This is a genomic window from Rhodococcus sp. BH5 (assembly GCF_027583855.1).
Taxonomy (GTDB): Bacteria; Actinomycetota; Actinomycetes; order Mycobacteriales; family Mycobacteriaceae; genus Rhodococcus_F; species Rhodococcus_F qingshengii.
In genome coordinates, this window is the sequence record NZ_JAJHVW010000004.1 from 426,429 (window position 1) to 446,260 (window position 19,832).

The window sequence follows — 19,832 nt, forward strand, 5'->3', positions numbered from 1 at the left end:
CGGTGTGGTGCGGCATGCTGGGGCAGTGAAGAAGAGAACCAGGGCTGCGGTGTACGTGCTCGTCGAGGGCGCGGCAGCTGTGGTTTCCCTGTTCTTGCTGATGGTCGGTCTCATTCTGTTGTCGCTCTCGATTCTGATCGTCGGCTGGTTGCTGTTGCCGTCGTACGTGCGAGTGCTCCGGTGGTGGGCCGGCCTGGCTCGCAAACGCACCGCTGCGTACACCGGACGCCCTGTTCTGCAGCGATACCCACCGATGCCCAGCAATCCGACATTCGGGGACTGGAGCCGGTTCCTCACCGATCAGTCGACGAGGCGCGACGCGGCCTGGTTGTCGATTCATGGTCTGGGTGCTTTCGTCGCGGCGATGCTGACCATTGCTCTGCCACTCGGTGCGCTCAATGCGATTGCCGTCCCGCTGTACTGGCAGCAGATGCCCGCGGGCGAACCCGTCAACAACCCGTACCCCGTGACGTCGTGGCTGGGCGCTGCCGGAATGCCGTTGATCGGCATCCTGTACTTCCTGATCGCGTGGTGGTTGATCCCCGCGATGGCGAAATGGATCAGCTGGTCGACCACGACTTTGCTTGCGCCGGATACGCGTTCGGACCTCTCGAAGCGCGTCACCGCCCTGACGGCCAGCCGCGCTGCGGCGCTCGACGCGCATTCGGCCGAACTCAAGCGCATCGAGCGGGATCTGCACGACGGAGCGCAGAACCGTCTGGTCGCGGTGGTGATGATGTTGGGGATGGCCGAGCGGTCGTTGCAGAACAATCCGGACCAGGCTCTGCCACAACTGCATCGGGCCCAAGATGCGGCCACCGAGGCGTTGAGCGAACTCCGGACGTTGGTGCACGACATCTACCCGCCGATCCTCGACGAGTTGGGTCTGGAGGGCGCGATCTCGGCGCTCGCCGGGCGCTCCGCCGTGCCCTGTGTACTCGAGATCGACGAGCTCCGCCGTGCCCCGGCTGCCGTCGAGGCTGCTGCGTACTTCGTCGTCGCCGAGGCCTTGACCAACGTCGCAAAACACAGCGGAGCCCGCAGGGTCACCGTCACGGCACGGACGGAGACGTCGGACGACTCGTCGGGTGAGACGATGCTCATCGACGTGATCGACGACGGTCACGGCGGCGCGAACGAACGCCCGGGCGGCGGCGTGGCGGGTATTCGACGCCGGGTCGAGGCTTTCGAAGGAACCGCAGTATTGGAGAGCCCGGAGGGTGGACCGACAACGATGAGGGTGGAACTACCGTGCGGATTCTGATTGCCGAGGACGACGCTCTCCTGCGAGAGGGGCTGGCACTGCTGCTCCGCGGAGAGGGCTTCGAGGTGTCTGCTGTCTCCGACGCCGCGCAGTTCCTCACGGTGTTCGAGGAGACCGCCCCCGACGCCGCGGTGCTCGACGTCCGGATGCCTCCTACTTTCACCAACGAGGGACTTCGAGCGGCGATCGAGGTGCGCAAGCTTCGCCCGGGCTTTCCCGTCCTGGTCCTTTCCGCGTACGTCGAGGATCGCTACGCCGGTGAATTGTTGGCAGGAGGCGCCGGCGGGGTCGGGTACCTGCTCAAGGAACGAGTCGGGAAGGTAGCCGAGTTCGTCGACGCATTGAACCGGGTCGTCGACGGTGGAACGGTGATGGATCCCGAGGTCGTATCCCAACTGATGAGCCGTCGACGCGCCGACGATCCGATCAGATCGCTGACTCCACGCGAGTCCGAAGTTCTCGGACTGATGGCGGAGGGGTTGGGAAATCAGGAAATCGCCAGGAAACTGGTCGTCAGCGACACTGCTGTGAGCAAGCACATAGGAAATATCTTCGCAAAACTCGGCCTGTCGGCTTCCGAAAGCGGGCATCGTCGTGTTTTGGCAGTTCTAGCTCATTTGCGCGCCTGATCATGGATCTGGACTACATACCTGACCGAAGCGTAATGTGAGCCAGCCTCATGTTGTTGCCGTGATCGAACGGTGACCTGAGAGGCAGGGGCTTATGTCCTGTACGTAACGTGTGATGTCGAATGCGCGTCATCACCAGAAACCAACGAGGAGATCGATCAATGGGTAAGCCGATTGCCAGTGTGGCCGGAGGTCGGCAGTCCGTCCTTCTCGGGCTCGGCGTTCACCGCCCGGAGCGAGTCGTGACCAACGACGAGATCTGTGAGCTGATCGATTCCACCGACGAGTGGATCCAGACGCGATCGGGTATCAAGTCGCGCCGGTTCTCCGGCGAGGGTGAAGGCATCCTCGCGATGTCGATCAGCGCGGCCCGTAAAGCACTGGACGTCAGCGGCATTGCCCCTGAGCAGATCGGCGCCGTGATCATCGCGACGTCGACGTGGGACCTGCAGACTCCCCAGGCTGCGTCCATCGTCGCCCACGAGCTCGGCATCAAGGGTCCGGCTGCTTTCGACGTCGCGGCAGGCTGCGCCGGTTTCTGTACCGCTCTTGCAGTGGCCAGCGACCTCGTTCGCGGTGGCACGGTTGATCACGTACTCGTCGTCGGCGTCGAGTTGATGAGCGAGGCCACCGAGCCCACCGATCGCAGCGTGCGCTTCATCTTCGGTGACGGCGCAGGCGCAGTTGTCGTCGGCCCGAGCGACACCGTCGGAATCGGCCCGGTCGAGTGGGGTTCGGACGGCAGCCAGTCCGACGCCATCGTTCAGGAGCCCAGCTGGCTCGACTACACCAAGAACCCGACCGGACCTCGGCCGTGGATCAAGATGGCCGGCACCGCGGTGTTCCGCTGGGCTGCCTTCGAGATGGGCAAGGTCGCCACTCGCACCCTGGAGAAGTCGGGGCTGGGTATCGAAGACATCGACGCTTTTGTGCCGCACCAGGCAAACCAGCGCATCAACGAGGTCATCGCTCGCAGCATGAAGCTGCCCGAGGGCTTCCCCGTCTCCAACGACATCGCCGAGACGGGCAACACGTCCGCGGCCTCGATCCCGCTCGCCATGGAGCAGATGCTGCGCGACGGCCAGTGCAAGCCGGGCGACAAGGCATTGCTTCTCGCCTTCGGTGCGGGCCTGTCCTTCGCCGGTCAGGTTGTCGTCATGCCGCCGTTGGCTGGAGCAGAATCCGCCTGATTGTTCCTTTCGCAAGGGCGCCTCGAACCCACGGTTCGGGGCGCCCTTCCGTTTCCGTCCGGATCGTCGAACGTCTGCGATGTGGCACTCTGGCGAGATGGTCGAGAACGTGGGGGAGTCCGAACGGGAGTCCGAACGTAATGGTGTGACGGGCGGCAGCTTGGCGAAGATGGGCGGGCAAGTGGCGCTCGCCAGCACGGTCAGTCGGATCACCGGCTTCGTCCGCACCCTTGCCCTTGCCGCGGTCCTGGGCATCGCCCTGGTCAGTGATGCGTACAACGCGGCCAACAGCTTCCCGAACATGGTCTATCAGCTCCTCCTCGGCGGGATTCTCGCCAGCGTCCTGCTTCCGTATCTGACGCGGCAACGGAGCCGTGGGCGGACGCTCGAACGAGAGCAGACGCAGCGCGTTCTCACCGTCGGAGCGCTGGCTCTTGCGCTCGTGACGGTAGTGGCCGTGGTGTGCGCGCCGCCTCTGGTCTCGGCCGTGATCGATGATCCGGCTCAACGAGAGCTGACGACGCTCTTCGCGTACTTGCTTCTTCCGGAGATCTTCTTCTACGGCGTCACGGCGATGATGACGGCTGTGCTCAGCGTTCGATCGGTGTTCGGCGCGCCGGCCTGGGCACCGGTGATCAACAACGTCGTCCTTCTGGTGACGGTCGCGGTCTTCCTGTGTATCCCGGGGCCGGTGGCTCTGACTCCCGAGTCGATGACCACCGCGCAGGTTCTGGTGATCGGTATCGGCACTCTGCTCGGGATCGTGGCGCAAACCGCCGTCGTTGCTCGAGCGCTGCACCGCAACGGGTTTCGGTGGCGCCTTCGCGTGCGGGTCGTACCGCACACCTGGCGCCCGGTGCGCGTCGGGGCGCCGTTGCTCGGCTGGGTACTTGTGTACGTCGTTGCCGGCCAGATCGGTGTGTGGGTGACGATGAAGGTCACTCTCTCCCGTCACGTCTACTCGATGTACACGCACGCGGATCTGCTGTTTCAAGTGGCGTACGGCATTCTCGGTGTGTCGTTGTTGACGGTGCTGATGCCGCGGATCGCCAGGTCGGTTGCTGCGGGTGACGACGTCGGCGTCGTATCCGATCTCGGCCGGGGAGCCCGGTATTCTGTGGTGGCGCTGATTCCGGTCACTGTGGCGCTCATGGTGTTCGGTCCCTCGTTGACCACCTTGATCTTCTTCGGCCGGGTCGACGGCAGCAGTGCCCGGTTGATCGGGACGGCCGTTGCGGTCAGTGCATTCGGGCTGGTGCCCTTTGCGATGGTCATGCTTCAGCTGCGAGTGTTCTACGCCGACAACAACACCCGAACTCCCGCGGTGATCGCCCTGGTGATGGTGGTCGCCAAGACTGTGCTCGTCCTTCTTGCGTCACTGTCGGCTAGTGACGAAAGGCTGGTCCTGGCCGTCTGTGCTGCCGGCTCGTTCTCCTACGTGTGTGGAGCGGTACTCGGCCACATCCTTCTTCGAAAGCGATACGGGCTGTTGGGATTCCGTCGCGTGCAGGCCACCGTCGGAAGGATTTCGGCGGCGGCAATTCTGGCAGGTGGTTGTGCGTTCGCTTTGGTGGTGGCGGTTCAGAACCGAGTTCCCGAGCCCAGGCTTGCTGCTGTTATTTCATTGTCGGCGGGTGCGGCCGTCGGTGCCGTCGTCCTGTTGGGTGCATGCAAGGTCGTCGGTGTTCCCGAGATTCGCCGGGCGCGAACCCTATTGCTGTCCTGAGGACAAGAGCGGTACCAGCAGTTCGTCCGGAGTGAGGGCGCCGTGCTGTCCACGGAGTCCGGACAGTCCCGATTCGACAGATCGACGTACGACGGCCACGTCCCCGGACGCAATGGCGATGACATCACCGATCCGGCCGTGATACTCGGAATGCACTGCAGGCCCGAACAATCCTGCGACTATGCCCTCGGACCTCGTCCCGATCCACATGCGGTCACCCAGTTCGGCGCGCCAGCGGTCCGCAACATCTTGTGCAGCGCCTTCTCGGGTGTGGATGTGACGACATCTAGGTTCACCGGCAAGAGCGAGTACATCTTTGGACAGAATCGGAGTGTTGTCGAAGTCGATCTTGTTCTCGTCCGACACGTCGACCATTCCGTGGTCTGCCGTCACCAGCAATCTCACGTCCGGACCGAGAGCCGCGGCGAGTTGCTCGACCAGTCGATCGACCAGCATCAGTTGGAAAATCCACGGCTCGGACTCGGGTCCGTAGACGTGGCCGAGTGCATCGATCTCGCTGATGTAGCAGTACGTGAACGTGCGGTCGGCAGATTTCGACGCCGCCACGGTGCGAGCGAGGAGGTCTCCGTATGCCTGGATTCCGGCGAACTGGGCACCGCGCATCCCGGCACGGGTGAGGCCGCTGCCGTCGAACTTCGACGGTACGACGGTTGTAACGGTGATGCCGGCTGCGGCGGCGCGATCGAACGTCGTGGCCTGCGGCTGCAGGGTTTCCGGGACGATGGAGTCGGTCTGAGATTCCTTCTTGCCCGCGCTGTGCCAACCCAGCCAGTTGAACACCGAATCGGCTTCTTCGACGTAGGACTGGTAGCCGGTGATGCCGTGCGCTCCCGAAGGCAGACCGGTCCCCAGTGAGACAATGCTGGTGGCCGTCGTCGTGGGGAAGCCTGCCCGGATGGGCGTTCCGACGAGTGAATTCAGGAATGGTGCGTGTTCGGCGTTGCGGGCGAGCAAGTTCGCGCCCATCCCGTCTACCAGCAGAATTACGGTCTTCTTGCTGGGCTGTAGATCGAGACGGTTCGCTTCGCCGCTCACTCCGAGAGAAGCGAGTACCGACGGCGCAAGCGTCGACAGAGTCGGCTGCGAGTACACATCGAGGAGAGGGGCGGGGGCGGGCATCCCATGAGATTAGGCGTTGGACGCAGAAAACTGCATACCTTCTGGGCGAGTGTTCAAATCTGTGCGGTCAAATCCGGACTTTCCAGATGATCAGCGCGCAGAGACCGCGGACCGGTGCGGCCTCCGCGCGGAGATTCATTCCATGATCGTGGAGATCTGGAACTTGGCACCTAGTGGATCGGCCACCGACGCGAGACGGCCGAAGGGCGTGTCCTCGGGATCGCGCAAGACGCTGCCGCCGAATTCGACGACCTTGGCGACGGCCGCATCGGTGTCGTCCGCCCCGAAGTACACCTGCCAGAACGACGGCGCCTCTGCCGGGAGGAACGAGCTGGCATCCATCAAACCGGCGACGACGGTGTCGCCCTGCTTGGCCTGTGAGTACCGGAACTCGTCGCTGTCACCGATCGACTCGTAAGTCCAGCCGAACACGTCGGTGTAGAACGGCAGGACCGCGGCGTAGTTCTTGGACAAGGTCTCGTGCCAGACCGGCGCTCCGGCCTCGCCGACCAAACCGAAGCCGTGGTGCTGATCTGCCTGCCAGATGCCGACGACGGCACCGGCCGGATCGCCCACGATCGCCATGCTGCCCTGAGGACCGACCTGCATCGACGGCATCATGATCGTTCCGCCCGCGGCTTGGGCCTTGGACGCCGACGCTGCCGCATCAGTCGAGGAGATGTAGGTGGTCCACACGTTGCCGTAGGGGTTTCCCTCCTGCTGGGGTCCGAGCCCGGCGATGGGCTGCCCGTCTTTGCTGAAGATCGCGTAGCCGCCGTACTGCGGGTCGTCGTTTGTGTCAGCCTGCCAGCCGAACACGTTGGTGTAGAAGGATTTGGCAACCTCGGTGTCGGAGCTGGTGAGGTCGATCCAACAGGGTGTTCCGTCGAGCGCTGTGCGTGCGGGCATCTGAAAACTCTCCTTAACCGAAACGGATACACAAGCAGGGGACGCGGAAATGTTTGGCCGAGGAAGGCCTGAATCTCACGCTACGCGCGTACCCCGACACATTCCCAGGGTTCGAGAGCTTTGGGGTATGTGACCGTTTCGCGTTCCCCGGTGGGCCGGACCTGCCAACGCAGACGACCGCCGAATCGTTCTTGATACTCCGAAGTTGATGGGGCACTTGCTCGATCGGCGAGGCCGTTCCGCGGGTGTAGTGCCGGTACGTGTCAGCTCCTGATCAGCCCCGTGCGATCGAGCCACGCGAGCGCATGACGGGTGAACTCGTCCGGAATCTCCAATTGTGGGGTGTGGCCGGTGTCGCCGAGAATGATGGTGGTCCAGTGTGGATGTGCAGCAGCGGCTGCCCGTGCGGCCTCGACCGGGACAAGCCGATCGCGATCGCCGTGCATCAGGAGCGTCGGAGTCGTGATCTCTCGCAATGTCTTTCGATAGGAGGCAGGACGGGCGAGGGTCATCAGCAGTGACCGTGCTGCCTGAAGGAATTCGGCATCCTGGGTAGGTTCGTTGCGGCGAATCGCCGTCAAGGCAGCGCCCGCGTCGAGGACCGCGGGGTCGGCTCGCGTCGGATCGGCAAAACACAATCTGGTCATCTGAGCGGCCAACTGCCGGTCTGACATCTTTCGGCGTCCGAAGCCGAGAACCTGCTCACCGACGTACGGCATCGAGTAGAGCGCGAATTGGGCGGCGACGGTCAGATCGGGAAGTTGGACGGGCAGGGGGAGCGCCGGATCCACCAGCACCAGGCCGGCGACTGATTCGGGACTGGCATGGGTCGACATTGCCGAGACCATTCCGCCCATGGAATTGCCGAACAGGACGGCGGGCTCACCCACCACTGTGTCGAGAAAGCGATTCAGAAGTACTGCGTTGGCGTCGACGCCGGTGTGTCGCCCACGGGCAGAGGTGAGTCCGAATCCGGCGAGGTCAAGTGCGTACACGCGCGTGCGCGCCGCCAGCGCCGGTGCGACCCGCACCCAGTTCAGGTGCGAGCCGCCCAGACCGTGAACGAGCACGATGGGCGGCGCTCCGCTGGGACCGCCGAAGTCGATCCAGTGAACGTCACCGCCGAGATCGGTGATGTTGCTTGTCCCGCCCCACGGGTGTGTGAGGGTGCTTCCGTCGACGAGTTGGGCCGAAACAGCGGATTCCATACATGCCAGGACGCACCGAGGTGTCGTCGTAGTCACGCACTCGTTCCGGTTCGGGATCCGAATATGTGTCATCGATCACGGCTTCTCAAGAAGCTCAGGAAACGGGCAAAACGGAATTTGACTGGTGTTCAGCACTTTTCGAGGCTGTCGCCGCTTTCCGACGGCCGTGGCGCGCGTCCGGCGGAGGTCGGTTCGGGCATACTGAAAACCATGTGGTGGATGGTCGGGCTCATTGTTCTGGCCGCCTTGGTTTTGGCATCCGTTCTGGTCGGTTTCGTTTTCCGCCGCCCGATCGCCGAAGCCAAGTCGGCGGTGCTTGCCTTCGACGACGCCAGCTCTCAGCCCCAGCGCGACTGACCACCGTCGAGCGGAATTGTTGCTCCAGTCAGATACGCGGCATCCGGGCCGACCAGGAAAGCCACCGCGGTTCCGATGTCCGTTTCGCAGTCGCCGATCCTCCGTAGCGGAATCCCGGCAACAAAGGCGGCAGCCTCCTCCGGGCGTGCATCTGCCCACCGCTGCAGCCCCGGCGACGACGCGTGGGGAGCAACCGCGTTGACCCGGATCCCGTCGACGCCCCATTCGCATGCTGCCGCGCGACTGAGGGCTCGGACGGATTCCTTCACGGCCGCGTAGCCGCCGTAGCCGGCAGCGTCCCAGCGGACGGCCACGGAGCTGACCATGTTGATGATTGCCCCGCCGCCGCGCTCCTTCATGAACGGGTAACAGGCTTGCATGGTTCGCAGAGTCGCGACGGGGCCGGACGTCAATCCGTCGGCAAGGCGCTCCGGAGTGAGGTCGAGGACGTTGCCGAGCGGGTTGAGGCTGGCGTTGTTGATCAGAATGTCGACGCCGCCGAACAGTTTCACCGTTCGCGCCACGGCTCCGGTGATGGAATCTGCGTCGGCGATATCCATGAGCACCGGTTCGGCACGGCCTCCGCGTTCGGCGATCTCGTTACATGTGACGACGAGTTTCGACTCAGTGCGGCCCGCGACCGCGACGGAAGCGCCCTCCTTGGCGAGCGCAAACGCAACTCCCTGGCCGACGCCTTGCCCTGCGCCAGTGATCAGGGCCACTTTTCCATCCAACTTGCCCACTGCTGTTCTCCTGCTCGTCATTCAACGGTTCCCGAAGCGTTGTCCGAATCGCGCATTGTTACTCGTGGGTTCCCGCTGGATGAGATGTGAGTTACGTCCCACTCAGCGGCACCGCTTCAAATTTCGGTCGTCTTACGTATATTGTGAGCGCCGTTACATACCGGGCGCGCGGACCGCGTACACATTCCATGATGAGGAGCTAGACATGGCATTCACCACTGGCAGCAGCAAGACGGACCTCGCAACTCTCGGCGACTTCCAGAAGATCATTGCAGGCCTGGGCGGCGTTCTCGTCGGCATCGGCGCAGTTGCAGGTCTTCTCGGCGCAATTGGTGGCGCAGGAAGCTCGCAGCCGAAGGCTTGATTGCTTCGCTGAACCGGATTTACGGCCCCCGGCCCGCATTCTGAAGGTATTGCCTTCGTGGATGCGGGCCGGAGGTTTGTCTGCAGATGAATACCTGTGTCTTGCAGGCACATTCATTTTTGTGATACGTCGATCTTTGCCGGCACATCCGCACCTTCTTCGTGGACCTGGGGTCCGAAGTTCGGCAGCGGAGTGTAGTCGAGCATCGCCTCCGAACCGCGGTAGTGGCGGAAGTAGTAGAGCGATCTGTCCGGTCGTATGAGGGTGTCCGGTTCGCTTGTCTTCCAGGCCCAGTGGACGTCTGCTCGCAAAATCTCCGACAGCCTGACGATGTTCTTGCAACCATGGCTCTGTAGCCCAAGGCATTTCAATTCCTCGACGTCTCGCAATTGCCCGTCGCGCGTCCACCTGGATTCGTAGACCAGAGCATCGAGAACGACGCGGTGCGAACCCGCTTGAGTAACGCCGGCAAGTAGAACCTCCCAGTCCAATCCTGGTGCGTGTTGGAGGTATTCGTCGGCGTCGATGAATGCTGCCCATGCGACGGTGTCGCGGTACCGGCTCACGTAATCGACGTACGCCTCTACCTGTCCGTGCACGATCCGACCGTCCGCGTCGCGCGGTTGCCAGTCGACGATCGTCACCGGAAGGTCGTGCAGTTCTTTGCGGAATGCGACCTGAACTTCACTGTCCGACATCGATCGGGTGAAGGCGCCGTAAGAGTTGCCTCTCTTGTCCTCGCTGCGGCCGTGCCAACGGTTGAGACTGAATGCGCTTGTCTTGCGGGTGGACCCGACGGAACCGGTGTTGTCGTAGAGAACAACCTCCCAGCCTTGCTCGATGTGGTGCAGGCACCAGTTCCTGATGAAGGGGAGATGTTCGCGGGGGAGCAGGACCGCAACCACGGCGCGGCGCCCGGCGTCAGAGCTGTTCGGATGATTCTTCGGATCCGTGATCACCCGACACGCGATAGTGCTCTGCGTGGATGCGAGTTACTCAATGCTGCTCGTGGGAACGGTTGATCGTAGAACGTTGACACATTTGGCAATTTGTCTCATAGTCGAGTCATGACAACTTCTGTGTCACATTCGCCACGGTTTGTACCTTCCACCGGGGAGTCCTGGCGTTCGCCCTGGGCCATGTACGACGCATTGCGCGAGAACGACCCGGTGCACAACGTTGTGCCGGAAGCTGCGCCGCAGGACGACTACTGGGTGCTCACCCGTCACGAAGACGTCTACAACGCCGCTCGCGACTACGAGACGTATTCGTCGGCAAAGGGATTGACCACTGTCTACGGTGAACTCGAACAGATCGGGATGCAGGACAATCCGCCGTTCGTGATGCAGGATCCGCCAGTGCAGTCGGAGTTCCGGCGCATGGTGTCGAAGGGTTTCACTCCGCGTCAGGTATCGGCGGTCGAGCCGATGGTTCGCGAATTTGTCGTCGAACGTATCGAGGCGCTGAAAGCGCGTGGCAGCGGCGATATCGTCGTCGAGCTCTTCAAACCGTTGCCGTCTATGGTTGTCGCACACTATCTGGGTGTGCCGGAATCGGACCGTGACCAGTTCGACGGCTGGACCGAAGCCATTGTCGCTGCCAATTCGGCAGGTGGTGTGGCCGCGGCAGCGACGACGGCGCAGGCCGCCACCGGTGAGCTGATGATGTACTTCGCTTCGCTGATCGAACGCCGCAAGGTCGAACCGGATGACGACACGATTTCGCACCTACTCGCCGCTGGACTCGGTGAAGACGGCGACATGTCCGGCCTGCTGTCGATTCTGGGCTTCGCCTTCACCATGGTGGCCGGGGGAAACGACACCACGACAGGAATGCTGGGTGGTTCGGTGGCGATGCTGACCGAACGCCTCGACCAGCGTCAGATCCTGCTGGACGATCCCGCATTGATCACCGACGCGGTCGACGAGTTGCTTCGACTCACCTCGCCGGTCCAAGGACTGGCACGCACCACGACGCGAGATGTGGCCTTGGGTGGCAAAGTGATTCCGGCAGGACGTAAGGTTCTGCTGATGTACGGTGCGGCCAATCGTGATCCCGAGAAGTACGGACCCGACGCGGCGGAGTTGGACGTCTTGCGTCGACCGCAGAAGATCCTCACCTTCAGCCATGGCGCCCACCATTGTCTGGGCGCGTCGGCAGCTCGAATGCAGGCGCGAGTTGCTTTGGAAGAGTTGCTTTCCCGGATTCCCGACTTCCATGTCGACATCGACGCGATGCAATACGCGCCGGGCAACTACGTGCGCCGTCCGCTCTCGGCTCCGATGTCGGTGACTCGGCCATGAGCAACGACTGGCTCGCCGAGGGGCGCGCCTTGGCGGCAGCCGAGAAGATCCTCGACAGTGCGGCACAATTGTTCGTCGAGAAAGGCGTCAACGCGGTCGGTATGGCGGAGATAGCCTCTGCTGCAGGATGTTCCCGAGCCACCTTGTATCGGTACTTCGAGAATCGGCAGGCTCTTCACATTGCGTTCGTTCACCGCGAAGCTCGCAGGCTGGGAACTGCGATCGCGGAATCGGTAGCGACCATCGACGATCCGAGTGAGCGTCTGGAGACGGCCATACTCACCGCAGTCTCCGCGGTGCGTAGCACTCCGACGTTGGCTGCATGGTTCGCCCCGGGCGATGCGAGTCTTGCCGGTGAACTCGCCAATTCGTCCGACGTCATCAACGGACTTGGTGTCGCGATGCTCGGTGAACTCGGAGCAGGCACAGCGTCGCGGGCACGCTGGATCGTGCGGGTGATCCTCTCGCTGCTCATGGTGCCGGGGGCGGACGAGAACGACGAGCGGACGTTGGTGCGTGAGTTCGTCGTTGCGCTGTTGATTGCTGGACGGGCCACCTGATCATCCCTTCCGGGTGATGCGCGAGGGCTGCGTGGGAATCGAGGATGAACCGATATCCCGACACAGGTCACCGCGAGTTCCCGAGGAGCGTAAGAGAAGATGACTACACCGTCCGAACTCGACCCCAAGCCCGCCACCGAAGCGACTCGCCTGGCAAATGCCCAGGTTCTCCGTGACCTTCCTTTCGACGACACCTTCGACTTCGAACTGATTTCTCGAGGTCTCGTGGCACCGCTCATCGATGGCGGACTGGTCAAAGGTGACAAAGGGCAGTTCATCTTCTCGTACGACGCCTACGGGTTCGCCGACGGCGATGCACCGGATACCGTCAACCCGAGTCTGTGGCGCCAAGCCACTTTGATGGGAAAGGGCGGTGGACTGTTCAAGCTGGCTGATCGTCTGTACCAGGTGATCGGCCAGGACTTGTCCAACACGACGATCATCGAGGGCGACACCGGGTTGATCATCGGTGACACTCTGATGTCCGCGGAAACAGCCGCTCTCGCGCTGGAGTTGTACTACCAGCACCGCCCGAAGGTTCCGGTCAAGGCAATCATCTTCACGCACTCCCACGGCGATCACTTCGGCGGTGTCAAAGGATTTGTCACCGACGAAGAGATCGAGTCCGGTGCCGTAAAGGTCTACGCACCAGACAGTTTCACGGAGGAAGCGATTTCCGAGAACGTACTTGCCGGCACGGCGATGACACGTCGCGGAATGTACATGTACGGATCGTTCCTGCGTCCGGGGCCACAAGGGCAGGTATCCGGTGGTCTCGGCCTGTCCACTTCTCACGGCACTTCGACGTTCGCCGTGCCTACCGACGTCATCACCGAACCGGTGCACGAAGAGGTCATCGACGGTGTGCGCGTGACGTTCATGCTCGCGCCGGGAACCGAAGCGCCGTCCGAAATGCTCTTCTATTTACCAGATTTCAAGGCGCTCGGGTCAGCTGAGGACGTCACGCACACGATGCACAATCTATACACGTTGCGCGGCGCCAAGACTCGCGACGCCAAAGCGTGGTCGCACTACGTGCGTCTGGCAATGGAACTGTTCCCCGACGTCGAAATCATCTTTGCGCAGCATCATTGGCCCACGTGGGGCAACGACAAGATCTTGAAGCTGATGTCGGATCAGGCAGATCTGTACAAGTATCTGCACGATCAGACGTTGCGCCTTGCCAACAAGGGACTGACACCGGTAGAGATTGCCGACCAGATCGAGGTACCCGACGCGATCGGAAAGCAGTGGTACAACCGTGGGTACTACGGCTCGCTCAGTCACAACGTCAAAGCGATCTACACCTTCTATCTCGGTTGGTTCGACGGCGTTCCCGCTCATCTCAATCCCCATCCGCCGGTGGAGAACGGCAAGCGCTACGTCGAAGCCGTCGGCGGGCCGGACGCACTTCTGACCAAGGGCAAGCAGGCGTTCGACGACGGCGACTACCGCTGGGCCGCGGAGTTGGTGAACCATCTGGTGTTCGCCGATCCGAGTAATCAGAAAGCGCGAGAGTTGTTGGCGGACACGTACGAACAACTCGGCTACCAAGCCGAGAACGGTACGTGGCGCAACTTCTACCTGGTCGGAGCGATGGAATTGCGGCATCCGCTGGCGCCGATGCCGTCCAACAACCCCACTGGCCCGGCCGTGGTCGCAGTGATGCCGCTCGAGCAGATGCTGGACTTCTGGGCAGTTCGCCTCGATGGCCCGAAGGCCGCCGACGTCGACCTGTCGTTGCGATTCGTGTTGTCGGACACCGCGGACAACGTCCTGGTCACAGTGCGCAACGGCGTGCTGAACTACGACATGGACAAGGCAGATGCTTCGGCCGCTCTGACTCTGACCTTGACCCGTGCCGTGTTCAACGAGGTGTATCTGGGAACGACCTCGCTCACCGAATCCATCAAGGCCGGAACGGCAAAAGCTGTGGGAGATCAGTCCGAACTGGAGACGTTCATCTCGCTGCTGGAGGACTTCGATCTGTGGTTCGATATCGTCACGCCGTGACTGGTCGACTCCATGATGTGGCCCGGGCGGGGGATCATTCGAAACGAGAAGGATCTCCCGCGCCGACGCGCACGATTTCGGGAACACCGGACGAATAGTCGACGACTGTGGTGGGTTCGGTTCCGCAGTCACCCGAGTCGATGACGGCGTCGAGTTGGTGGTCGAGTTCTTCCTTGATCTGCCAGCCGTCCGTCATCGGTTCCTCGGCGCCGGGCAGGAGAAGGGTGCTGGAGAGGATGGGTTCACCCAACTCTTGCAAGAGTGCCCGCACTACCGGGTGGCTGGGGATACGCACTCCGACGGTCTTCTTCTTGGCGTGTGCCAGCCTACGCGGAACTTCCTTCGTGGCGGGAAGGATGAACGTGTACTGCCCAGGCGTAGCCGCTTTCACCGCGCGGAACGCCGAGTTGGTGACGTGGACGAAGTGCCCGAGCTGCGCGAAATCGGCACAGACCAGCGTGAAGTGATGGTCCGAACGCAGATGACGGATCTCGCGGATCCGATCGGTGCCCGAGTGATTGTCCATTCGGGCGCCCAGGGCGTAGCAGGAGTCGGTGGGGTAGGCGATGACCGCGTCGTTGCGCAGCATTTCGACGATCTGGCTGATCGCGCGCGGCTGCGGGTTTTCCGGGTGAACGTCGAAGTATCGGGCCATCAACTCAGCTTAGTTCAGCTTGCAGATCACGAATGCCGTTCACCCTTGAGACTGTGGTCGGCGAGCAAACCCGTCAGCTCTTCGGCGTAGGCGAGTTGCTTACGTAAGTGTGTGCAGCTTTCTTCCGCCCGGGTGTGGCAGTCGGTGACGAATTCGGTTGCAGCGGTGCGCGTTGACGCGTCCGAAGCTTCGTCGCCGAGCACTGCCAGAGAATCGAGAAGTTGTTTCATTTCTTCGAGACTGAATCCGAGCGGCTTCATTCGTCGGATTACCAGTAGCCGTTGGACATCGGCCTCGGTATAGAGGCGGAATCCTCCGGCGCTCCGCTCGGACGGAGTAACCAGACCGACCTCGTCGTAATGACGGATCGTCTTGATCGACAGTTCGGTGCGTTCGGCAACCTGTCCGATCTGCATGTTCGGCCCTTGGCCCGCATGTTCCGGCTCAGACATCACTCCCACTTTCCTCGCGCTGGGCCTCCATACTCTCAGTGACCGTCACCCAGGCGACCGGACAGGCGCAGGTGGCGCTCGGCCGATGCGTCGCCGAGCCCCACGATCTCGACATTCTTGCCTCTGGCCGCGTACTTGGTGGTGATGGCGTCCAGTGTCGCGACGGTCGACGCGTCCCAGACATGAGACTCGGACAGATCGATGACAATGTTCTTCGGGTCGCCGGCGTAGTCGAATTGGTAGATCAGATCGTTGCTGGATGCGAAGAACAGTTCGCCTCGAACCGCATAGACACGGGTGTCCTCGTCCGGATGCGCGACGTCGATCACTTCGGTGAGATGCGCGACGCGGCGAGCGAAGATGACCATCGCGGTGATCACTCCGATGATCACGCCGTAGGCAAGATTGTGGGTCGCGACGGTGACTACCACGGTGACCAACATGACCACTGTCTCGCCGATCGGCATGCGGCGCAGGGTCTTCGGATTGATGCTGTGCCAATCGAAAGTGCCGACCGAGACCATGATCATGACGGCCACCAATGCGGCCATGGGAATCAACGCCACCACATCGCCGAGGCCGACGACGAGTATCAGCAAGAACACGCCCGCCAGGAAAGTCGAGATTCGAGTGCGAGCGCCGGAGACCTTGACGTTGATCATGGTCTGGCCGATCATCGCGCACCCTCCCATGCCCCCGAAGAAGCCGGTGACGATGTTCGCGACGCCTTGGCCCCACCCTTCTCGGGTCTTGTTCGAGTGAGTATCCGTGACGTCGTCGACGAGCTTGGCCGTCATCAACGATTCGAGGAGTCCGACGAGCGCCATGGCCAATGCGTACGGCGCAATGATCGACAGTGTGTGCATGTCCAGGGGGACGTCGGGGAACAGTAGCGTCGGTAGGCTCGACGGAAGCTCGCCCTCGTCGCCGACGTTGGGGACATCGAACGCGAAAACGACTGTGGCGGTTGTCAGTAGCACGATTGCCACCAGTGGAGCCGGGACGGAGTTCGTCAGTTTCGGCAGGAATACGAGTATCAGAAGTGCGACTGCAAGGAGTGGGTAGACGAGCCACGGAACATCGATCAGGTGGGGGAGTTGGGCGATGAAGATCAAGATGGCGAGTGCGTTGACGAATCCCACCATGACGCTGCGCGGAATGAAGCGCATCAACCTTGCGACGCCCAGGAGGCTCAGCACGATCTGGAGAAGGCCGGCCAGAAGGACTGTCGCAATCAGGTAGTCGATTCCGTACTCGCGCGTCAGTGGAGCGACGACCAGTGCGACGGCGCCGGTAGCTGCGGAGATCATTGCGGGTCGTCCGCCGACGACGGCGATGGTCACTGCCATCGTGAACGACGCGAACAGTCCTACCCGCGGATCGACGCCGGCGATGATCGAGAACGAGATCGCCTCGGGAATCAGTGCCAACGCCACGACCAGTCCGGCCAAAACCTCCGTTTTGAGACGGTGAGGTGACCGGAGCGCGGCGCGAACCGAATTGTCGTTGGTGGATGAAGCGATGGTTACTGCCATGAGATTCCGTCCTGACGAGGTTCTCATACTCTACCCTCCTGTAAGGGTAGAGTATGAACGGAGTTCTCACTACGGCGCGGATTTCTGTCGAATTGTGTTTCCCCGCAATGGATCTCGAATCGCGAGATTGATCGAGAGGGGTAACGCTCGCGGTGGCGGTCAGATGTGACGACCAGTAACCCTTACCAAGTATTTACCTACTGTGTGGTTTTTGTTTATTGAAAAAGGGTCAACTCGGGCGCTGGCTCCGTTACAGTTCGGCGGCAAACGTCAATCAGGTTGTTCCGAGAGGACATCATGTCAAAACGCCTACTGAATGCTGCGCTCCTTACCGGCCTCCTTGCCGGTGGAACCGCTGTGGCCGTGATTCCGGCGACCGCGGCGCCCGTTGCAGAAACCACGTCGACAACGTTCCAGGTCACGTGCCGCGCAGTTCCGAGTGCGTTCTCCGGTCCTTCGTCAGACGGAAAGCCTGCCACGGTGCGGGTTTCGGCTCCGACGGTAGTCGCGCCAGGTCAGGTCTTCGACATCGACGTGGATCCGGGTAGCGTCCAGATCCCGAACGATGTGAGCGGCGCAAGCGTCAAGAAGATCTCGCGTCTGAAGATTGATCTGCCGATTCCGACCAACGCGGAGTTCGTTTCGGCGACGGTCACCGATCCGGGCAATGTTATTGCCGGGAAACCTGCTTCGGTGATTCGTGTCAACGAAGACGGCACTCCCGCAGCGGACGGTCCGATACTCCGGTTGTCCGGCGCAAACGAAGCGATCGGCAACAGCCCGTCATCGTCGTCGGGTGCGCACGGTGGGCTGGCGATCAATGCTCAGTCCGGAGTCGAGACCAACATCGTCTTTCCGAAGATCAGAATCACCGTAAAGGCCGGGCCGTCCGGCGCAGTCGAAACCAATGTCCGGACTTCGGGTGCTGCAGGTACTTTCGGCGGGCCCGAGTCATTTTTGACCTTCCTCCCTCAGGTCAGTCACTGGCTCGCGGGAACCATCTGGGCGCCCACATCCTGCTCGCCGCGCGACGCTGAGGCCGGCCCCCTCAATGCCGGTGCCGGCGCCCTGGCATCCACGAAGATCGACGGGGACCTGGGGCCCGTTGATCCTGAGCCAGGCGCGGACATCGTGACTAAGCTCGAAGGACCGGCTACCGCCGCGACCGGTACCAAGGTGTCTTTTGCTTCTCACGTCGATCCGGAAAACACAACGGGAACAGTACAGTTCATGGTCGACGGCAAACCCGTCGGTGACCCGCGGCCGGTGGTTCGCGGTATTGCGCGCCTGGATCTCACCTTCGGTAAGGCGGGTACCAAGTCCGTGACTGCAGTATTCACCGCTACCGGAGACGAGGCGAAGTACACGTCGGCGGCACACGTACTCACGGTGACCGGTGACACCACAGGTCCGGTCGATCCCGACCCGACCGATCCGGGCACTCCGGGCGGTCTCGGCAGCCTCGAGTCCGTTCTGCCGCAGCTGCCAACGGGTTCGCTCGGTGGCAAGTGATCACGGTCCTACCTCACTGAACTTTCAATGGCCGAGTTCTTCTGAAAGGCAACACATGAACCCCCGCACTCTGGCAGTTTGCGCTGTCGTACCAGCACTCGCGGCCGGACTCCTCGCTGTGTCCGCGCCGGTGGCAGCGGCTTCCGATACCGTGACGCGGACAGTTTCCTTCGAACACAAGTGCCGGGTCGACGGCGCCACCGATTGGGATTCGTCGTTCTCCGACAACATGGAGGTAACGGCGCCCACGTCCGTGCGTCCCGGCGAACAGTTCACAGTGAAATTGCATCCAGGCACCATGCGTAGTTCGGATTCGGACACCGGTCGTATCAAGTACGACATCGCACTACCGCAAGGGGCAACCCTGGTTTCGTACTCCCTCGTCGGTGATTCGTCGTCCAACTTGACCGGCGAGACTGCGGTGCTGCTCCGGGTGGGCGCAGACGGAAACGCGAACCCGGCGGGTGAGTACCTGCGAATTACCGGTACCGGCAACAAGACAGTCAACGACGGTCCGAGCGCGAACGACAACAAGCCCAAGGAAGGGCTGCAAGTCAAGGCCAACACGGACTTTCGTTTACCGGCAGTCGAATTGAAACTCGAAGCTCGGTCCGACGAGGGAAACGCGACGACGCACCTGCGCGCCGGGGCGACGAGCCCGAGCATCAAGATCAAAGACACGAGCATGAGTTTCGGTGAGTCCCGGTGGGTCAATGCCGCTGGGTATTGTGTTGCTGCGGGGGAAGGACGCAACGCCCTCTCGACTACCGAGGTTTTCACGACCAACCAGACCGAGACGATGGTCGCTGTCGCACTGGAGGCACTGACGGGCGAAGACGTCAAGATTGCGGCGAGTATCGACCCGAACCCGGGTGAGGGAACGGTCGAGTTCTTCGACGGCGATACGAAGATCGGCAGCGCCACAGTCGATTCCAATGGCCATGCAGAACTGGTCTGGCCGTTCCGCGACCAGGGCGAGCATCGCATCACCGCAAAGTTCTTGGGTACCAAGAAGTTCAGTTCTTCGGAATCTGCGGACAAGACCGTGACCGTCACCGTGCCTGGTGTCATCGTCGTCGAGCCGGTGGATCCGACGGAACCGGAAACTCCTGGTGGAACCGGAAGCCTCGGGGACATCTTCTCGAAGCTGCCGACGGGCTCACTCGGAGGCTGAGTCACCCAAACGGCAGGGGAGCGTCGACGTTTCGGCTCGAAGACGGGTGTGTGATCGAATACTGGAATGACAGGTTCGAATCATGCCGAGAGCCGCAA

General features: G+C 62.0%; 19 protein-coding genes. 11 read left to right on the forward strand and 8 right to left on the reverse strand.

The window, feature by feature from the left end:
* Window positions 1-25: 25 nt before the first annotated feature.
* The 4 genes from RhoBH5_RS13630 to murJ all read left to right on the forward strand — a co-directional run bounded on the left by RhoBH5_RS13630 (window position 26) and on the right by murJ (window position 4,809).
* The gene (locus tag RhoBH5_RS13630; RefSeq protein ID WP_179090776.1) at window positions 26-1,264 is read left to right on the forward strand and encodes a sensor histidine kinase; all 1,239 of its coding nucleotides are present in this window, start codon (window positions 26-28) and stop codon (window positions 1,262-1,264) included.
* Window positions 1,252-1,893: a response regulator transcription factor gene (locus RhoBH5_RS13635; protein ID WP_003945784.1), complete on the forward strand. Its 642-nt coding sequence runs from the start codon at window positions 1,252-1,254 to the stop codon at window positions 1,891-1,893. Before RhoBH5_RS13630 ends, RhoBH5_RS13635 begins: the two co-directional genes overlap by 13 nt.
* A 161-nt stretch (window positions 1,894-2,054) precedes the next feature.
* Window positions 2,055-3,083 (forward strand): beta-ketoacyl-ACP synthase III, encoded by a 1,029-nt coding sequence (locus tag RhoBH5_RS13640; protein WP_003945837.1) that lies wholly within the window; start codon window positions 2,055-2,057, stop codon window positions 3,081-3,083.
* Window positions 3,084-3,180: 97 nt separating this feature from the next.
* The gene (gene murJ / locus RhoBH5_RS13645) at window positions 3,181-4,809 is read left to right on the forward strand and encodes a murein biosynthesis integral membrane protein MurJ (protein ID WP_238565244.1); all 1,629 of its coding nucleotides are present in this window, start codon (window positions 3,181-3,183) and stop codon (window positions 4,807-4,809) included.
* Here the strand turns inward: murJ and RhoBH5_RS13650 are convergent.
* The 3 genes from RhoBH5_RS13650 to RhoBH5_RS13660 form a co-directional block, all read right to left on the reverse strand.
* Entirely contained in the window at window positions 4,795-5,949 is a 1,155-nt protein-coding gene (locus tag RhoBH5_RS13650; protein ID WP_007734589.1) for an alkaline phosphatase family protein, read from the reverse strand. The two genes, murJ and RhoBH5_RS13650, sit on opposite strands and share 15 nt — an antisense overlap.
* 135 nt (window positions 5,950-6,084) lie before the next feature.
* A complete protein-coding gene (locus RhoBH5_RS13655) occupies window positions 6,085-6,858 on the reverse strand; it encodes a VOC family protein (protein WP_042452552.1) in 774 nt (257 codons plus the stop codon).
* Window positions 6,859-7,121: 263 nt separating this feature from the next.
* The gene (locus RhoBH5_RS13660) at window positions 7,122-8,066 is read right to left on the reverse strand and encodes an alpha/beta fold hydrolase (RefSeq protein WP_047269548.1); all 945 of its coding nucleotides are present in this window, start codon (window positions 8,064-8,066) and stop codon (window positions 7,122-7,124) included.
* Between the two features lie 219 nt (window positions 8,067-8,285).
* Between RhoBH5_RS13660 and RhoBH5_RS13665 the strand changes: the two genes are divergently transcribed.
* Window positions 8,286-8,423 (forward strand): hypothetical protein, encoded by a 138-nt coding sequence (locus RhoBH5_RS13665; RefSeq protein ID WP_003945592.1) that lies wholly within the window; start codon window positions 8,286-8,288, stop codon window positions 8,421-8,423.
* On the opposite strand, the gene RhoBH5_RS13670 is transcribed toward RhoBH5_RS13665, so the two are convergent.
* Window positions 8,405-9,166, reverse strand: a complete 762-nt coding sequence (locus RhoBH5_RS13670) for an SDR family NAD(P)-dependent oxidoreductase (protein ID WP_007734596.1) — start codon at window positions 9,164-9,166, stop codon at window positions 8,405-8,407. The two genes, RhoBH5_RS13665 and RhoBH5_RS13670, sit on opposite strands and share 19 nt — an antisense overlap.
* A gap of 205 nt (window positions 9,167-9,371) precedes the next feature.
* Between RhoBH5_RS13670 and RhoBH5_RS13675 the strand changes: the two genes are divergently transcribed.
* Entirely contained in the window at window positions 9,372-9,530 is a 159-nt protein-coding gene (locus RhoBH5_RS13675) for a hypothetical protein (protein WP_156423205.1), read from the forward strand.
* 113 nt (window positions 9,531-9,643) lie between these two features.
* On the opposite strand, the gene RhoBH5_RS13680 is transcribed toward RhoBH5_RS13675, so the two are convergent.
* The gene (locus RhoBH5_RS13680; RefSeq protein ID WP_270008416.1) at window positions 9,644-10,489 is read right to left on the reverse strand and encodes a glycosyltransferase family 92 protein; all 846 of its coding nucleotides are present in this window, start codon (window positions 10,487-10,489) and stop codon (window positions 9,644-9,646) included.
* 108 nt (window positions 10,490-10,597) lie between these two features.
* Between RhoBH5_RS13680 and RhoBH5_RS13685 the strand changes: the two genes are divergently transcribed.
* The 3 genes from RhoBH5_RS13685 (at window position 10,598) to RhoBH5_RS13695 (ending at window position 14,406) form a co-directional block, all read left to right on the forward strand.
* Complete coding sequence (locus tag RhoBH5_RS13685; RefSeq protein ID WP_075832365.1) at window positions 10,598-11,833, forward strand: cytochrome P450; 1,236 nt, start codon at window positions 10,598-10,600, stop codon at window positions 11,831-11,833.
* A complete protein-coding gene (locus RhoBH5_RS13690; protein ID WP_270008417.1) occupies window positions 11,830-12,393 on the forward strand; it encodes a TetR/AcrR family transcriptional regulator in 564 nt (187 codons plus the stop codon). Before RhoBH5_RS13685 ends, RhoBH5_RS13690 begins: the two co-directional genes overlap by 4 nt.
* Before the next feature lie 99 nt (window positions 12,394-12,492).
* The gene (locus tag RhoBH5_RS13695) at window positions 12,493-14,406 is read left to right on the forward strand and encodes an alkyl/aryl-sulfatase (RefSeq protein WP_003945738.1); all 1,914 of its coding nucleotides are present in this window, start codon (window positions 12,493-12,495) and stop codon (window positions 14,404-14,406) included.
* A 34-nt stretch (window positions 14,407-14,440) separates the two neighbouring features.
* On the opposite strand, the gene RhoBH5_RS13700 is transcribed toward RhoBH5_RS13695, so the two are convergent.
* The 3 genes from RhoBH5_RS13700 to RhoBH5_RS13710 are packed head-to-tail and all read right to left on the reverse strand — an operon-like array spanning window position 14,441 to window position 17,048.
* Window positions 14,441-15,061 carry an L-threonylcarbamoyladenylate synthase gene (locus RhoBH5_RS13700; RefSeq protein WP_003945756.1) on the reverse strand — a complete coding sequence of 207 codons (621 nt, stop codon included), beginning with the start codon at window positions 15,059-15,061 and terminating at the stop codon, window positions 14,441-14,443.
* A 26-nt stretch (window positions 15,062-15,087) separates the two neighbouring features.
* Window positions 15,088-15,513 (reverse strand): MerR family transcriptional regulator, encoded by a 426-nt coding sequence (locus RhoBH5_RS13705; protein ID WP_051649485.1) that lies wholly within the window; start codon window positions 15,511-15,513, stop codon window positions 15,088-15,090.
* A 35-nt stretch (window positions 15,514-15,548) separates the two neighbouring features.
* Window positions 15,549-17,048: a SulP family inorganic anion transporter gene (locus RhoBH5_RS13710; protein ID WP_215515674.1), complete on the reverse strand. Its 1,500-nt coding sequence runs from the start codon at window positions 17,046-17,048 to the stop codon at window positions 15,549-15,551.
* Between the two features lie 297 nt (window positions 17,049-17,345).
* Here RhoBH5_RS13710 and RhoBH5_RS13715 point away from each other — a divergent pair, with 297 nt between their 5' ends.
* On the forward strand, window positions 17,346-18,560 hold the full coding sequence (locus RhoBH5_RS13715) for an Ig-like domain-containing protein (protein WP_042920340.1): 1,215 nt from the start codon (window positions 17,346-17,348) through the stop codon (window positions 18,558-18,560).
* A 55-nt stretch (window positions 18,561-18,615) separates the two neighbouring features.
* Window positions 18,616-19,734: an Ig-like domain-containing protein gene (locus RhoBH5_RS13720; protein ID WP_042452525.1), complete on the forward strand. Its 1,119-nt coding sequence runs from the start codon at window positions 18,616-18,618 to the stop codon at window positions 19,732-19,734.
* Window positions 19,735-19,832: the final 98 nt, after the last annotated feature.

Coding starts and splice junctions, on each gene's coding strand:
- RhoBH5_RS13640 (WP_003945837.1), top strand. CDS start 2,055: ATGGGTAAGCCGATTGCCAGTGTGGCCGGAGGTCGGCAGTCCGTCCTT.
- murJ (WP_238565244.1), top strand. CDS start 3,181: ATGGTCGAGAACGTGGGGGAGTCCGAACGGGAGTCCGAACGTAATGGT.
- RhoBH5_RS13650 (WP_007734589.1), bottom strand. CDS start 5,949: ATGCCCGCCCCCGCCCCTCTCCTCGATGTGTACTCGCAGCCGACTCTG.
- RhoBH5_RS13655 (WP_042452552.1), bottom strand. CDS start 6,858: ATGCCCGCACGCACAGCGCTCGACGGAACACCCTGTTGGATCGACCTC.
- RhoBH5_RS13660 (WP_047269548.1), bottom strand. CDS start 8,066: ATGGAATCCGCTGTTTCGGCCCAACTCGTCGACGGAAGCACCCTCACA.
- RhoBH5_RS13665 (WP_003945592.1), top strand. CDS start 8,286: ATGGTCGGGCTCATTGTTCTGGCCGCCTTGGTTTTGGCATCCGTTCTG.
- RhoBH5_RS13675 (WP_156423205.1), top strand. CDS start 9,372: ATGGCATTCACCACTGGCAGCAGCAAGACGGACCTCGCAACTCTCGGC.
- RhoBH5_RS13685 (WP_075832365.1), top strand. CDS start 10,598: ATGACAACTTCTGTGTCACATTCGCCACGGTTTGTACCTTCCACCGGG.
- RhoBH5_RS13690 (WP_270008417.1), top strand. CDS start 11,830: ATGAGCAACGACTGGCTCGCCGAGGGGCGCGCCTTGGCGGCAGCCGAG.
- RhoBH5_RS13695 (WP_003945738.1), top strand. CDS start 12,493: ATGACTACACCGTCCGAACTCGACCCCAAGCCCGCCACCGAAGCGACT.
- RhoBH5_RS13700 (WP_003945756.1), bottom strand. CDS start 15,061: ATGGCCCGATACTTCGACGTTCACCCGGAAAACCCGCAGCCGCGCGCG.
- RhoBH5_RS13705 (WP_051649485.1), bottom strand. CDS start 15,513: ATGTCTGAGCCGGAACATGCGGGCCAAGGGCCGAACATGCAGATCGGA.
- RhoBH5_RS13710 (WP_215515674.1), bottom strand. CDS start 17,048: ATGGCAGTAACCATCGCTTCATCCACCAACGACAATTCGGTTCGCGCC.
- RhoBH5_RS13715 (WP_042920340.1), top strand. CDS start 17,346: ATGTCAAAACGCCTACTGAATGCTGCGCTCCTTACCGGCCTCCTTGCC.
- RhoBH5_RS13720 (WP_042452525.1), top strand. CDS start 18,616: ATGAACCCCCGCACTCTGGCAGTTTGCGCTGTCGTACCAGCACTCGCG.